Genomic DNA, 14,706 nt, shown 5'->3' with positions numbered 1-14,706 from the left:
GCGGAAAAGACCGGTAGCGGGTCGAGACTGTTTGAGTCGACCGCGACTCTCCTGGTGCTCGCAATGCTCCTGCCTCCTGCCTGCGCCTCAACTGGCGCCCCTTTGTCTGATCCTATAGCTTGTCTTGATGGACTGCTAAGCTGGACGCATGATCAGGAGGTTCCATGGGGTTATACGACAAGTATGTGCTGCCCAGGTTGATCGATACCGCCTGTGGCATGGGGGATGTCATGAAGCGCCGCGCCGCGCTCATCCCGCAGGCACAGGGTGATGTACTTGAGATTGGCATCGGTACCGGCCTGAATCTGGCTTACTACGACAAGGCTTGCGTGACACGGATAACGGGTGTCGATCCGGCGGCGCAGATGCAGGCTCTTGCCAGGCAGCGAAGTCTCGATATCGGGATCCCGGTTGATATGGTAGCAGTCGATGTTCGTGGTATCCATGCGGATGCCGGGCGCTTTGACACCATCGTGATGACGTTCACCTTGTGCAGTATTGAGGACCCGATTCCGGCACTGCGGGAGATGAAACGCGTGCTTGGTGACGGTGGGCGCTTGCTTTTCTGTGAGCATGGCCTTGCTCCGGAGCAAGGCGTTAAGGCCTGGCAACACCGCTTGACGCCTTGGTGGAAGCCCCTTGCAGGCGGATGCCATCTGAACAGGGATATTCCTGCGCTTATTCAGGAGGCTGGGTTCGTGATCGAACGGTTGGACACCGGTTACATAAAGGGTCCGCGTCCGATGACCTTTCTGTACGAGGGCGTTGCAATCAAGTAGCGCAGAAACAAGAAGAGCGCCTGCGGCGCTCTGTCTTTGAGTCGTCTAAAGGGGCTCAGGCACGTCCCCACTCTACATCCTGCAGGTGTCTCCACATGATCTTGCCAGTCGGCGACTTGGGAATGCTGTCGCTGAACTGGACCATTTGAGGGCATTTGTAGGCGGCCATGTTTTCATGGCACCAGCTGATGATGTCTTGCTCTGTGGTTGCTTCCTGCCCCTTGGCCAGGACGACAACCGCTTTGACTGTTTCGCCGCGACGTTCGTGCGGGGCGGAGATGATGCAGACCTCCTGAATGGCTGGATGTGCATACATCAGCGACTCTACCTCCGCTGGCCAGACTTTGAAGCCCGATGCGTTGATCATGCGCTTCACACGGTCAACCAGGAAGAAGTAGCCTTCTTCATCGTAGTAACCTAGGTCGCCTGAGCGGAAGAAACGCTCGCCGTCGACCTCAACGAACGCCTCGTCTGTCGCCTCGGGTTTGTTCCAGTAGCCTTGGAAGATCTGTTCGCCGCGCATGATGATTTCACCCGTGACGCCGGGCTCAACCTCTTTCAGCGTTTCGACGTCGATCACGCGAGAGTCAACGCCGATGAAGGGAATGCCGAGACATTGTGCTTTGCACGCCTGGGGTGGGTTCACATGTGTTGCCGCGATGGTTTCCGACAGCCCGTAACCTTCCATATAGGTGAGGCCGGTCTTGTCCTTGAGTTTGGCTGCCACCGCCGCTGGCATGGCCGCGCCACCACCGCCAATACCGGTCAGGGAGCTGATGTCGTAGCTGTCGATGTCCGGATCCGACAGCATGTCGACGACCATGGTCGAGATGTTGCGCCAAGTGTTGATCTTCAAGCGCTCGATCAGTGTTGCGGCGACCTTGCGATCCCAGCGTGTCATCACCACCAAGGTGCCGCCGGCGTATAGCGTGGAATTCATGCAGGACTGCATGCCCGTCACGTGGAACATCGGAACCGATACCAGGTGAACACAGCTGTGCTGGGTATTGACCCAGGCGGCGCCGTACACCGTTGTTGCCATCACGCTGTGATGGGTATGCACGCAGCCCTTGGGGTTGCCGGTGGTACCGGAGCTGTAGGGGATCACGCAGAGGTCGCTCGGGCCGGCAGTGAGGGGGCCGGGTTGCAGCTCGGCTTTGAGCGCGTCCTGCCACAGAGTCACACCTGCGGCCTTGGTGATATTGCACGGAGCAGAGACAACGTCGGGTAGCGTCAGGTCAGTCGGCTGCTGGATGTATTCGTTGTAAGCGCTTACAACGACTTCGCGAAGGCAGCCTTCGCCAATGTGAGGCACCACAAATTCGCTCAGCTCTTGCCCGCAGAGTGCAACAGGGGCCTGCGTATCCTCGATCAGGTAGGCCAGCTCGGCGGTGCGGTTCATCGGGTTCACCGGCACCACAACGGCGTTGGCTCGTAAAATGGCAAAGAAGCCGATGATGTACTGGGGGCTGTTTTGCATATATAGCAGCACCCGGTCACCGGCCTGTACGCCGGCTTGCTGAAGATAGCCGGCCAGACGCTCGGTTTGATCCTGCAGCTCGCGGTAGGTGACATCGGTGCCATAGTAATGAATGGCGGGATGTTCCGGGTATCGCAGCGCGGAGACTGTGATGTTGTGATACAGGTTGGTTGCCGGCAGCTCCAGCTCGCGGGGTACCTGTTCTGGCCATACTGCGAAATGACGATCAAACATGCGCTCAGTCTCCTGTTATTGTCGAGCAGACCTGGGCGCTGCTCGGCTGTTGTGCTTGGCATCGTAACAGCATAGGGAAAGCAAGAACGTGACGAAATGAAACTGGCTCGCGGTGTTGGCAGGCAATAAGCCTTGCTTAGTTCGCGTGCCGTTTGCGTGCCGGGATCGGGTATCATTGTGCACTTGGGAAAACGCGTCGCGGAGGGCTGCGGACATGTCACAGAATCAGGTCATCATCTTCGATACTACCTTGCGCGACGGGGAACAGAGCCCTGGCGCGTCCATGACCAAGGATGAGAAGCTGCGCATTGCTCGCGCGCTGGAGAAGCTGCGGGTCGATGTGATTGAGGCCGGTTTTGCGATTGCCAGCCCCGGCGACTTCGAAGCGGTCAAGCTGATTGCCGATACTATCCAGGACAGTGTCGTCTGCAGCCTGTCGCGCGCAGTGGATGCGGACATCGATCGCGCCGCTGAAGCATTGGCCGGTGCCAACGCCGGACGTATTCACACCTTTATCGCCACCAGCCCGATTCACATGCAGCACAAGCTGCGCTTGCCGCCTGATCAGGTCGTCGAGCAAGCGGTTCGGGCGGTCAAGCGTGCGCGCAACCTCTGCCCGGATGTCGAGTTTTCCTGCGAGGATGCGGGTCGCTCGGAGATCGATTTCCTGTGCCGTATCATCGAGGCCGCCATCGACGCCGGCGCGCGCACGATCAATATCCCCGATACGGTTGGCTATGCCATCCCGCACCAGTTTGCCGACACCATCCGCCAGATAATCACCCGCGTGCCGAACGCCGACAAGGCGATCTTCTCCGTACATTGCCACAATGATCTTGGCCTTGCGGTGGCCAACTCGCTGGCGGCGGTAACCGCAGGCGCGCGGCAGGTCGAGTGTACTATCAACGGCCTCGGCGAACGTGCTGGCAACGCCGCGCTGGAAGAAATCGTCATGGCGATCAAGACGCGCAAGGACCTGCTCAACGTGCAGACGCGCATCGAGACCGAAAACATCCTCGCCGCGTCACGATTGGTGTCCGGCATTACCGGCTTTCCTGTTCAGCCCAACAAGGCGATTGTGGGCGCCAATGCGTTCGCCCATGAATCGGGGATTCACCAGGACGGCGTGCTCAAGCACCGCGAGACCTATGAAATCATGAGCGCGCAGTCGGTTGGCTGGCACACCAACAAGCTGTCACTTGGCAAATTGTCCGGCCGTAGTGCCTTTCGTTCTCGGCTCGAAGAGCTGGGCATTGAGCTGACGGGTGAGGCGTTGAACGCGGCCTTTGCCCGCTTCAAGCAACTGGCTGATCGCAAACACGAAATTTTTGATGAAGATCTGCAAGCCCTGGTGACCGACACGCTGACCGAGGTCGAAGAGCACATTCGCCTGATCCACCTGGAGGTCACCTCGTGCATGGGCGAGGTGCCGGTGGCTGCAGTGCAGTTGAGTGTTGACGGCAAGGAACAGGCCGCCAGCGCCGAAGGGTCGGGCCCGGTGGATGCTACGTTCAAGGCCATCGAGCAGTTGATTGGGTCAGACGCGAGCCTGCAACTGTATTCGGTCAACGCCATTACCCAGGGTACCGACTCTCAGGGTGAGGTGACGGTGCGTTTGGAAAAGGCAGGACGCATCGTCAACGGCAATGGGGCAGACACCGACATTGTTGTTGCGTCGGCCAAGGCCTACATCAATGCGCTCAACCTGATGCGCGAGGGTGCTTATAGAGCGCATCCCCAGACGGCGGGGGTCTGATGTACGAAGCGACACGTCTCGCCTATCTGGAGGCGCTGGGTGTTACCAATTGGATACCCCGCCAACCGCTGGGTGGTGTGCCGATGCGCCCTCCCGCATTGCTGCTGCCTGAGCCAGAACCTGAGCCTGCGCTGAGCGAAACGTCGCCTACAGCCGGTTTGACTCGAGAAGCTGCGCCCAGCACCGCAGCGCGTATTGAGGTGCCACGTCCCGGCAAACCCAAGATGTCGGCACCTGCGCCGGTAGCCACACCGGAGCCCGCTGCGCCTCAGGTAACGCAACCCACTGGTCCGGCCGCTGAGCCGGTTGCGCCCTTCTATCTACAACTCTGGCAGTCCGGACCTTGCCTGTTGTTGATTGAAGCCCCCGAGCCTGGTTTGGAAAGCGCCATGCCCGGGTTTCTTTTGCTGCAGGATATTCTGCGCGCGGTGCAGCTGCCGGATCGCCCATCGCTGCTTGGCGACTTTCGCTGGCCGTTGAACCGTAACCCGCAGCTTGATCGCAGCGCCGGCGCCGCCAGCCTGGGCTTGCAGGCTTTCATGCGCAGGCGAGTTGAGGGTGGTGGCGTTGTATCGCTCGGCTGCTTTGGGTCCGCGACTACGCTGCTGGTAGACGCGGATCTGGCGCAGGCAGATAGCCTGCTTGGCTGCGAAGAAGCGCTGGATGATCTGCCGCCCGCCTGGTTTGCGCCCGACCTGGATACTCTGCTGCGCCGCCCGGCGAGCAAGGCTGAGCTGTGGGCGCTGCTGCGCCGTGTGCGTTCGCGTTGGCAGGAGACACAATGAGCGAACTGAGCTTCCGCCGCATGCAGGAATCAGATCTGGATGCGGTGCTGGCGATCGAGTTCGCCGCCTTCAGTCACCCCTGGACACGGGGCATCTTCCTGGATTGCGTGCAATCCGGACATGAGTGTTGGCTGGCCTTCAGTGGTCGACAGCAGGTAGGCCATGGGGTGTTGTCCGCCGCCGCAGGCGAATCGCATCTGCTGAACCTCACGGTCAAGCCGGAAAGCCAGGGCAATGGCTATGGCTATGCGCTGCTGGATCATCTGATGGCTCAGGCTCGGCTGCGTGACGCCGCCGAAGCATTCCTTGAAGTGCGCGCCTCCAATCAAACCGCCGCGCGACTCTATGAGCGCTACGGCTTCAACGAGATTGGCCGGCGGCGCAATTATTACCCGGCCGTTGGCGGGCGCGAGGACGCGCTGGTGATGGCCTACTCGCTGCTCGATTGACCGCGAGCCAACGGGAGAGACCATGTTTTTTGCCACACGCAAGGGGGCTGTCTGCGGGCTGGTTATTGGCGCATTGGCTTGGGCCGGTAATGCCCTGGTCGCGCGTGCTAGTGCAGGCATGCTGCCGCCGGTCGGCTTGTCATTCTGGCGCTGGGTGGTGGCGCTGGCCCTGCTGCTGCCGTTCACATTGCCAAGCCTGATGCGGCACCGTGACGTGCTCGTTGTGCATTGGCCGCGCATCGCCTTGCTGGCTGCGTTGAGCATTTCCTCCTATAACACCCTGATGTACCAGGCAGCCCAAAGCACAACGGCTATCAATATCACTCTGGTTAACACCGGACTGCCGGTTGCCGCCTTCATCTGGTCGATCCTGCTGCTACGCCAATGGCCTACCCGGCTGACGCTTGGCGGCACTGTCCTGTCATTCTGTGGGCTGCTGTTGATTCTGGGGCGTGGTGAGCCGACCCAGGTGTTTGCCCAGGGCATGAATCGGGGTGATCTGATCATGGTGCTGGCCGTACTTACCTGGGGCCTGTATTCCGTGCTGCTGCGGCGCTGGCCGGTGCCGTTGCCGGGCTTCACGTTGCTGGCGGCGATGCTGCTGTTCGGCGTGCCGATTCTGCTGCCGTTCTACCTCTGGGAAGTCGGTCAGGGCGCGACCATGCCCTTGTCTGCCGTCTCGGTGGGCGCTGTGTTGTACACCGCGGTGATGGCTTCTCTGGTGGCCTATTCCGCCTGGAATAACGGTGTAAAGGTGCTGGGGCCGGGGACGGCGTCTCTCTTCAGCTACCTGATGCCGGTATTCGCCTCGTTGTTTGGTGTGCTGCTGCTGGGTGAGCAGTTGCATGGCTATCACCTGCTGGGCGGCAGCCTGACCTTCGCTGGCCTGGTGCTGGCGACCTGGCAGGGGCGCAAGGCATGAAGCGACTATGTGTTATTGCCGGCGACGGGATCGGCGCAGAAGTTGTGCCGGTGGCAGTCGATGCCCTCAGGCGCTTGTTGCCGGACCTGGCTACGGAATCCGCCGAGGCGGGCTGGGGCTGCTTCGAACGCAGCGGCAGCGCAGTGCCCGAGGCGACGCTGACGAGCATGCGTGCATGCGGCGCGGGCATCTTTGGCGCGGTGTCTTCGCCGTCCCATGCGGTTGCCGGCTATCGCAGCGCCATCCTCACGCTGCGTCAGCAACTGTCCCTCCACTGCAATCTGCGTCCGATACGCAGCTGGCCGGTCATTTCCCCGCGTCCGCATATCGACATGATTATTCTGCGCGAAAACAGCGAAGGGCTTTACATTGGCCGTGAGCGTATGGACGGTGAAGGCCGCGCCATTGCCGAACGACAGATCACTCGCAAAGCCAGCGAAAAACTGGCGCAGCGCCTGGCAGAGGTGGCAGCACTGCGCAATGCGCGGCGCATCACGCTTGTACACAAGGCCAATGTCCTGCCACTGACCTGCGGCCTGTTCCGTGACAGCGCGCGGCAAGTGCTGGCCGAGGCAGGTTGGAGCGAGTGCGTCGACGAGCGTCTGGTCGACGTGGCGGCGCTGCAGCTGGTGGAGTCACCGGAACGTTTTGACCTGATTGCCACCACCAACCTGTTTGGCGACATTCTCTCTGACCTGGCCTGTCACTGGTCCGGTGGGCTCGGCACCGCACCTTCGCTCAACTGGGGGGATGGCATTGCCCTCGCCGAGCCAGTACACGGCAGCGCCCCCGACATCGCCGGTACCGGCCGAGCTAACCCCTTGGCGGCGCTGCTCAGTGCCGCGCTGCTGCTGCGTTACTACTGGCACCTGCCCGCGTTGGCAGACCGGCTGGAGTCCGCCGTTGCGAACTTTCTGCAAGACGCCGGCACTGTCGACTTTGGCGACCGCACCACTCGCACCATCGCCGACGGCGTGCTGGCGCGGCTTGGCTGAGGGTGCGGACTCGCCAGCAGACTGCCGTGGGCCGCTGGAGAGGCGAGGAGGGGAGCAGAAATAAAAAAAGGCCTAGCCGAAGCTAAGCCTTTGAAAAGGTTGGTGGCTACACCGGGACTTGAACCTGGGACACCAGCATTATGAATGCTGTGCTCTAACCAACTGAGCTATGTAGCCATCCGAGGCGCGCATTATTCATTTTGGCGGATACCTTGTCAAGCCTGTTGCCTTAATTTTTTGGCTGCCATTTCAATCGCTTAACCGGCCGTCTCGAAAGCCCTACTGACTATCCAGGTGCAAGGGGACGGTGACGGCTTCTGTGCCGCTGCTGTCCGAGGTGCTGACGTCGATAAGGTAGAGGCGCTGTGCGTCCAGGCCGCCGCGTTCGACCAGGTAGGCTTTGATCTCGGCGGCGCGGGCCTGGGCCAGGCGTCGCAGCATGAGGTCGTTGTTGCTCCAGTTGTCGAGCACTGCTTGGCGTAGCTGCGCCGCACGTTGTTCGCGGTCCAGCTCGCTCCATTCTGGTGGTGGCTGGCGTTTCAGTCGCGTGCGATAGATGCCTTCAAGCAGCGCGGGTTTGTCGTCTTCCTCCACGACCAGCTCATTGGGGCTGGCCGGTACGCGGGCGCCGCTGCGTTGCAAGGATTGGTACAGCAATCGCTGATACTCCGCTTCCAGGCGTGCGGCCGCCAGCAGTGGCCCGTCTTGCTGCACGGTACTGAGGCCTTCGATTTCCAGGGTCAGGGCCGGGCGTTCCTGCAGGGCACTGGCCAGCGTGTCGAGTGTTCGCTGGGCGTTGGCGTCCAGCTCTTTCTGTCCGGGAGCAAAGCTGACCTGGCTTAGGTCCTGATCATCGCCGCTGACCAGGCCGGCGATAAACTTGAAGGGCGCCTGGGTGGCGCGCAGCAGCAGGTTGCGCAGGGTTTGCCAGACTATCGGCATGACGCTGAACTGCGGGTCTTCGAGGTTGCCGGAGACCGGTAGCGAGAGGTCGATATTGCCTTTGGTGTCTTTGAGCAGCGCGACAGCCAGGCGCACCGGCAGGTCGACCGCATCCGGGCTATCCACTTTCTCACCCAGTTGCAGGCCTTCGAGCAGCAGCTTGTTTTCGGCGTTCAGCTGGCCCTGTTCGATACGGTAGCGCAGGTCGAGGTTGAGACGGCCTTTGCGAATGCGGTAGCCGGCAAACTTGCCGGAGTAGGGTGTGAGCGTGGTCAGTTCAACGTTGCGAAAACGGGTGGCGATGTCGAGGCTGTTAAGCGGATCGAAGGGGGTGAGGCCGCCTTGGATGGTGACCGGTGCATAGCGGTCTACCCGGCCTTCGATAGCCACACTGGCGACCAGCGGGCGCTGGTTGTCGATCGTGCCGATGCTGCCGTTGAGTTGGCCGAGTGCGGTAGCAAAGTTGGGGGTCAGGCTGAAGTCGGCGAAGTTGGCGGAGCCATCGTTGATGCGGATGCCGCCGATGCGCAGGGCCAAGGGGGACTTGTCGCTCGCTGGTGGCTGGCTTCGGGGCGCTGATGCTACTGGTTGTTCGACCAACAGGCCGCTGAAGTTGGTGGTCAGGTTTTCATTGATGATGAAGCGCACGTAGGGTTGCTGCAGGGTGACGCCGTCGATGCTCAGGCGATCGGTCTGGTAGTCGATGCCGCTGAGGTCCAGACGCTGCCATTTCAGCAGGTCGCGTTGGCGGGCGCTGTCGACAATGTGCAGCTGGTTGACATGGGCGTCGCCACTAACGCCGATGTCCAGTGGCTGCAAGCCTTTGAGCTGTACCTGCAGTTGGCTGCCGAGCAGGCCGCTGCGCAGCTGGATGCGCACCAGCGGTTCAACGTAGGCGCGCGCCAGCTGCAGGTTCAGGTCGCGGGTGTTGACCTGCAGGTTGGCCGTGAGCGGCGTCAGTGTAACGTCGCCGCTGGCCTGTAGCTGCCCACTGCCATTGACGCCGGTGTCCAGCGACAGTTGAAAGGGCGCCTGGCCCAGGCTGTCGAAGTCACGCAGGCTGAGGTTCAGCGGTGCGAGTTCCAGTTTCACATCTTCGGCTGGCTGGCGGTCTTGCAGGTGCAGCTGGTAATTGCTTAGGTCAGCCGCTGCGACCTGCAGTTGCCAGGGCGGCGGTGGCTCTGCAGGTTCGGTTGCTGAGGGTGTTGCGGTTGAGTCGCTGGCCGGTTCGTCAGCGGCGGTGCCCTGGTCTTCGGCGCTGCTGTTGTTCGCGTCCGCTGCCGCGGCTTCGTCGGCGGGGGGCAGCAGGGCTAGCAGGTCGATCTCGCCCTGCTCGGTGCGTGCGGCCCAGGCCTCAAGGCCCTCGCTTTTTATCGTGCCTAGGCGCGCCCGGCGCTGAGCCAGGTCCAGCGAGCCCTCGGCGATGTTCAGTGTGGGGATGCGCAGCAGGGGCGCTTGCGCGGTCTGCAGATTGAAGTCCTGCAGGGTCAGCTGCGCGTTGCTGAGAGTGACGTCCGTGCGCTCGGACAGGTCAATCTGGTAGTCGGTACTGGCGCTCAGTGCGCCGCTTTGCAGGGTAACGGCCAGGCGTTCGCGCACATACGGCCAAATGGTTTGCAGCTCGGCAGCGTCAACGCTGACATGGCCCCTGGAGCGCAGCGGCAGCAGACTCAGTGAGCCTTGCCAGTCCAGGCGTGCGCCGTACGGGCCGCTGGCGGTGAGGGTCATGTTACTGTTGTTGTCGGGCAAGGTGCTGAGGTGGTGTAGCTCCAGCGACAGGTTGTCGTAGGCAAAGACCACCGGCTCGCTGGTGCGCTGGTCTTCGAAGAACAGGCTGTTCTTGATCAGCGCGATGCGATCCAGCTCAACGGGGAAGGGGCGAGAGTCGGTTGCGGGGGGCTCTGGCTCGGTGCGCTCGGGCAGGTTGAACAGCTGCAGCAGATTCAGCTCTCCGTCCCGGTTAAAACGGACGTCGCCGTGAGCGCGCTCAAGTTCTATGTCGGTCAGATGCAGTGCGCCGCGCCACAGGCTGTCCAGCGACAGGTTGGCGTACAGGCGGCGAAAGGCGATCTGCGGCGCGTCTGGCTCGCCGATATGCAGGTTCCACAGGGTGGCTTCAAAGCTGAACGGGTTGAACTCGACCCGCTCCAGTTTGGCTGGTGCATTGGTCAGTTTGGCCAGCTGCTGGTTGGCAATGTGCAGCACGGTGGCTGGTAGCAGCAGCGCGCCAATCAGGGTGTAGGCAAAGGCTGCGATCAACAGCGAAACCAGCAGGCTTTTCTTGCTCAAGCGCATGGGAATATCGTCGCAAACAGGGGCACCAGATGAGTATGGCATGAGACTAGCGCTTTGCCGCTGGTCTTGCGTCTGGCGTATATGTCATGTGCCGGTCGGGGCCGGGCTTTTACAATAACGCGGTACAACAAAAATAATAAGGAAAGCGGCATGCGCAAGCTGGGTATCGGGATGTTATTGCTGATGTTGGTGCTGTTGACCGGGTGGTGGCTGACTCGGCCGCCGTCTACCGACCTGATCTTTTATGGTGGCTCGGTGCTGACGGTCAATCAGCAGGATCAGGTAGCAGAGGCGCTGGCCGTCAAAGAGGGGGTTATTGTCGCCGTGGGCGACGTTGCGTCAGTGATGGCGCACCGCACTGCTGATACGCAGTTGGTTGACCTGCAAGGCCGTGCGCTGTTGCCGGGCTTTGTCGGGGCACACGAGCACCCGACGCTGACGGCGGTGTTTGCCGGAGCACATGACCTGTCCGGCTTTACCCACCAGAGTAATGCGCAGGTGTGGTCGGCGCTGCGTCAGGCGATAGCCGCTACACCTCCCGGCGAGTGGGTTTATGCTGGCGGTCTGGACGCGATTTTGGTGCCGGATCTTCAGGTGCCGATGCGCGAGGCACTGGATACGCTGGCCCCTGATAACCCTGTGGTGCTGATTTCCCAGACGTTGCACTCGGCCTGGGCCAATTCCATGGCCTTCCGTGAAGCGGGAGTCACCGCTGCCACGCCGGACCCGGGCACCGGCTCCTATTACGAGCGCGACGCCGATGGCGGATTCACCGGGTTTATTGCCGAGACTCGCGCGATGGCACCCTTTGTCGAGGGGCTGCGTGCGCCGCTGGGGTTGGCTGGCCGCTACGGCGAGACGCTTGATGGTTACCTGAGTCAGGGGTTTACCTCGGTTGCCTCGCTGGGCTACAACCTGCCGCCCTGGCTGGCTCGGCTGGTGGCGCTGCGGGATTTTCAACCGCGTATTCGCCAGTTCTTCTATCTGGTCGACAGCGAACTGCAGTATCTACCCGATACGCCGGACCACGATGACCCGTATTTTCGGGTACTGGGGGTAAAGCTCTGGCACGACGGCTCGCCCTACACCGGCAGCATGCTGACATCCATGCCGTATCTGGACAGCGAGCTAGGCAAGAAGCTGGGTATCGAGCCCGGTAGTCACGGCGCTGGCATGATCGCTCAGCAGGAGCTGGTCGAGCGCCTGCGCCACTACAGCCGTGCAGGTTGGCAGGTGGCGATTCACAGCCAGGGCGACGAGTCCAATCGGCAGGTGTCCAGGGCCATACTGGAGGCCTTGCCAGCCGGGGCTGGCCAACGTCAGGTGCGGCTTGAACATTCTGTGCTATTGCCGCCGGACCTGTTGCCGGCGCTGGCCGAGCGGGGAGTGAGTCCGAGCTTTCATATCAACCACATTCTCTACTATGGCGACCGGCTGGCGGACTCGATTATCGGTCGTCATGTGGCCCAGCAGGTGTTGCCGGTACGTCGCGCCTTTGAGCTGCAGATGCACCCGTCACTGCATGCCGACAGCCCGATGTTTCCGACCGAAGGCTTCAGCCTGATGCAGACAGCAATCACCCGGCAAACCTCCAGTGGGCAAGTGCTGAACGCAGCGCAGGCGATCACTGTGCAGCAGGCGCTGCGGGCGATGACGATCAACGCGGCCTGGCAACTGGGCATTGACCAGCAGGCGGGTAGTCTGGAGGTGGGCAAGTGGGCCGATCTGCAGATTGTTGACCAAAGCCCTTACGCGGTACCGGCCAAGAGGCTGAGCGCACTAAAGGTGGAAGAGGTCTACCTGGCTGGCGCACTGCAGTATCGCCGGGAGTAAGGAGCGTCGCCCGCGCATTGCGCGGCCGCGGGTGGTGTGCGGCGCCGAGTGCTTGGCGCCGCAGGTGGGTGTTACCAGGACAGGGTCGCCACCACACCCAGGGCGCGTGGGTCGCCATAGGCTGCATTGCCGTAGGTGGAGTCTTCGCGGAACCGCTCGGTACGGTATTCGCGATCAAACAGATTGTTGGCGTATAGGTAGGCGCCCCAGTTGTCCTGCTCATAGCCGACCTTCATGTTGACCAGCGCGTAGGCGTCGGTTTCGGTGTCCGGGGTGTTCAGCAGGCTAGCGCCTTCGCTGGCGTAGGAGACATTACCGTTGAGGAACCAGCCGTTGGCAAAACGCCAGGTGCTGGCCACATTGCCGGTCCAGTTGCGGGCAAACTGGAACTCTTCACCGGAATAATCGACACCGTTGTTCTCAAAGTCGTCGAATTCGGTCTTGCTGTAGCCCACGCCGGCGGATAGATCCCAGTTGCGGTTGACGGCGTACTTGCCCTCCAGCTCAAAGCCGTACACGTGCGACTCGCCCGCGTTGACGACAAAACGGTCCAGCGGATGAAACGCGCCGGGTGGCGCGATGGTTACCTGCTGATCGGTCCAGTCGGTAAAGAACAGGTTGACGTTGACCGCCAGACGCCGGTCCAGCAGCAGCGCACGCAGGGACGACTCGTAGTGGGTGGTGAACTCTTCGTCGTACTCCTGCACTTGGCCACGGATCGGGTTGGTAGACACGCCACCCGATCGGTAGCCGCGCTGGACCAGGAAGCCGGTCGACAGGGTATCGCTCCACAGGTAGTTGAAACCGAGCTTGGGCAGCAGGTTGAAGGCATCGGTCTTGCCGTCCTGCTGGCCCGGGCCGATCAGGCCGGCGAGGAAGCCATCGATCAGCGGGTCGAATCCGGGCCCATAGGACGTGGCGCGCTCGATGGTGGTCCTGACGTCGCTCTCGCGCTCCTCGTAATCGGCGCGCAGGCCCGCCAGCAGCACCAGTTGGTCGGTCAGGTGGTAGTCGATGTCGGCGAACAGCGCGGCGTTTTTGTAGCTTTCCTCGGTGTAGTTAGAGGAATTCAGCGCAATAGGAATGGGTAGCAGTCCACCCGTATCCAGCTCCACGTTATTGGTGGTATAGCCGTCATCCAGCTTGCCGGTGGCCAGATACAGGCCGGTTACCGAGCGCAGGCGATCGCCGTTGTAATGCAGCAGAAACTCCTGATTAAAGGTGTAGTCGTCGGTTTCCTGTTGCAGGGTCGCTTCGCCCGGGCTGCCGTCAAAGTCGTTGTCGCGCTCAAAGTCGCTCTGCACGAAACCGGTATTGGCCTCGAAGCTGAGGCGGTCGTTCAACGGTTGCTTGAAGCTCAGGGAAACGCTGTCGCTCACGGTCTCCCACGTGCTGGGGTAATTCAGACGGCTTTCGCGGCCACTCTGACGATCATCAACTGCGGCGTCGCCATCCTCGCGAAAGCGGTTGTGACTCAGGCTCAGCAGCAGCTCGCCGTCACTCGGTAGCAGGTACAGCAGCTTGCCGCGCAGGTTGCCGTTATAGCTGCTGTTGAAGTCACTCTGGTTCAGGAATTCATTGTTCACAAAGCCGTCGGTATGCTGGTAGTCACCGGTTATGCGATAGGCCAGGTTGTCAGTCAGCGGCCCGGTTTGCATGATCGCGGTCTGGTAGGTGTGGTCTTCACCGTAGGCCATCTTGGCCGCACCATTGCTGGCGAACTCAGGATCGCGGGTCTTGAGAGTGATTTGGCCGGCCAGTGAGTTGCGTCCGGAGGTGGTGGACTGCGGGCCGCGCAGGACTTCAACGCTTTCCAGGTCCCAGGTGCTGATGGCGTTGTCCTGAATGCTACGGCTGGTCAGCAGGCCGTTGTCGATATACACGCCAATGGTGCCGGCGCCGTTGTCTGCGCCGGTTGGGCCGGCGTTGGCAATGCCGCGAATCGACAGGCTGTTGAAGCCGCTGGTATTGCTGACGTTGGGCACGCTCTCGATCAGGTCGTAGAGGTTGTCCATGCGTGTGCCGTCGCTGATCTCATCACCCTCGACGACCAGCGCACTGGCAACGGTTTCCAGTTGGGTGCGTTCGATTTTCTGGCCGGTGATGAGAATTTCCGGCAGCGCCAGCGTGGTGCTGTTGCCTGTCGGTTCGGCGGCTAGTGCCAGGCCGGGACTGAGGGAGGCGAGCAGGGCGCCACCCAGGCGGTGAGCCTTGTAGGTTTTCATTATGTGATCCC

At 61.5% G+C, this 14,706-nt stretch carries 10 protein-coding genes and 1 tRNA gene; 7 read left to right on the top strand and 4 right to left on the bottom strand.

The genetic code is table 11. From position 1 onward, the window contains the following. Positions 1-164 precede the first annotated feature (164 nt). Entirely contained in the window at positions 165-779 is a 615-nt protein-coding gene (locus ASB58_RS12975; RefSeq protein ID WP_118131134.1) for a class I SAM-dependent methyltransferase, read from the top strand. Between the two features lie 55 nt (positions 780-834). On the opposite strand, the gene ASB58_RS12970 is transcribed toward ASB58_RS12975, so the two are convergent. Beyond that, positions 835-2,493 (bottom strand): long-chain-fatty-acid--CoA ligase, encoded by a 1,659-nt coding sequence (locus tag ASB58_RS12970; RefSeq protein WP_096003326.1) that lies wholly within the window; start codon positions 2,491-2,493, stop codon positions 835-837. A 214-nt stretch (positions 2,494-2,707) separates the two neighbouring features. Here ASB58_RS12970 and ASB58_RS12965 point away from each other — a divergent pair, with 214 nt between their 5' ends. Genes ASB58_RS12965 through ASB58_RS12945 form a run of 5 tightly spaced genes read left to right on the top strand, consistent with a single transcriptional unit; the run spans position 2,708 to position 7,400 of the window. Next, complete coding sequence (locus ASB58_RS12965; RefSeq protein ID WP_118131133.1) at positions 2,708-4,249, top strand: 2-isopropylmalate synthase; 1,542 nt, start codon at positions 2,708-2,710, stop codon at positions 4,247-4,249. Further along, positions 4,249-5,034 carry an SPOR domain-containing protein gene (locus ASB58_RS12960; protein ID WP_118131132.1) on the top strand — a complete coding sequence of 262 codons (786 nt, stop codon included), beginning with the start codon at positions 4,249-4,251 and terminating at the stop codon, positions 5,032-5,034. The genes ASB58_RS12965 and ASB58_RS12960 overlap by 1 nt, the downstream gene beginning before the upstream one ends. Next, positions 5,031-5,483 carry a ribosomal protein S18-alanine N-acetyltransferase gene (gene rimI, locus ASB58_RS12955; RefSeq protein ID WP_118131131.1) on the top strand — a complete coding sequence of 151 codons (453 nt, stop codon included), beginning with the start codon at positions 5,031-5,033 and terminating at the stop codon, positions 5,481-5,483. The genes ASB58_RS12960 and rimI overlap by 4 nt, the downstream gene beginning before the upstream one ends. 22 nt (positions 5,484-5,505) lie before the next feature. Continuing rightward, complete coding sequence (locus ASB58_RS12950; protein WP_118131130.1) at positions 5,506-6,405, top strand: DMT family transporter; 900 nt, start codon at positions 5,506-5,508, stop codon at positions 6,403-6,405. Then, positions 6,402-7,400 (top strand): isocitrate/isopropylmalate family dehydrogenase, encoded by a 999-nt coding sequence (locus ASB58_RS12945; protein ID WP_118131129.1) that lies wholly within the window; start codon positions 6,402-6,404, stop codon positions 7,398-7,400. Before ASB58_RS12950 ends, ASB58_RS12945 begins: the two co-directional genes overlap by 4 nt. A 100-nt stretch (positions 7,401-7,500) precedes the next feature. Here the strand turns inward: ASB58_RS12945 and ASB58_RS12940 are convergent. Then, positions 7,501-7,577 (bottom strand) — tRNA-Met (locus tag ASB58_RS12940). Between the two features lie 102 nt (positions 7,578-7,679). After that, positions 7,680-10,637: a DUF748 domain-containing protein gene (locus tag ASB58_RS12935; protein WP_118131128.1), complete on the bottom strand. Its 2,958-nt coding sequence runs from the start codon at positions 10,635-10,637 to the stop codon at positions 7,680-7,682. A gap of 150 nt (positions 10,638-10,787) precedes the next feature. On the opposite strand from ASB58_RS12935, the gene ASB58_RS12930 reads away from it, so the two are divergent. After that, positions 10,788-12,470, top strand: a complete 1,683-nt coding sequence (locus tag ASB58_RS12930) for an amidohydrolase (protein ID WP_181977930.1) — start codon at positions 10,788-10,790, stop codon at positions 12,468-12,470. A gap of 71 nt (positions 12,471-12,541) precedes the next feature. On the opposite strand, the gene ASB58_RS12925 is transcribed toward ASB58_RS12930, so the two are convergent. Continuing rightward, positions 12,542-14,695: a TonB-dependent receptor gene (locus tag ASB58_RS12925; RefSeq protein WP_118131126.1), complete on the bottom strand. Its 2,154-nt coding sequence runs from the start codon at positions 14,693-14,695 to the stop codon at positions 12,542-12,544. Positions 14,696-14,706 lie beyond the last annotated feature (11 nt).

This window comes from Pseudomonas abyssi (assembly GCF_003444685.1).
Classification (GTDB): Bacteria; Pseudomonadota; Gammaproteobacteria; order Pseudomonadales; family Pseudomonadaceae; genus Halopseudomonas; species Halopseudomonas abyssi.
The sequence above is the reverse complement of the archived record's forward strand: the minus strand, read 5'-3'. Positions and strand labels throughout refer to the sequence as shown.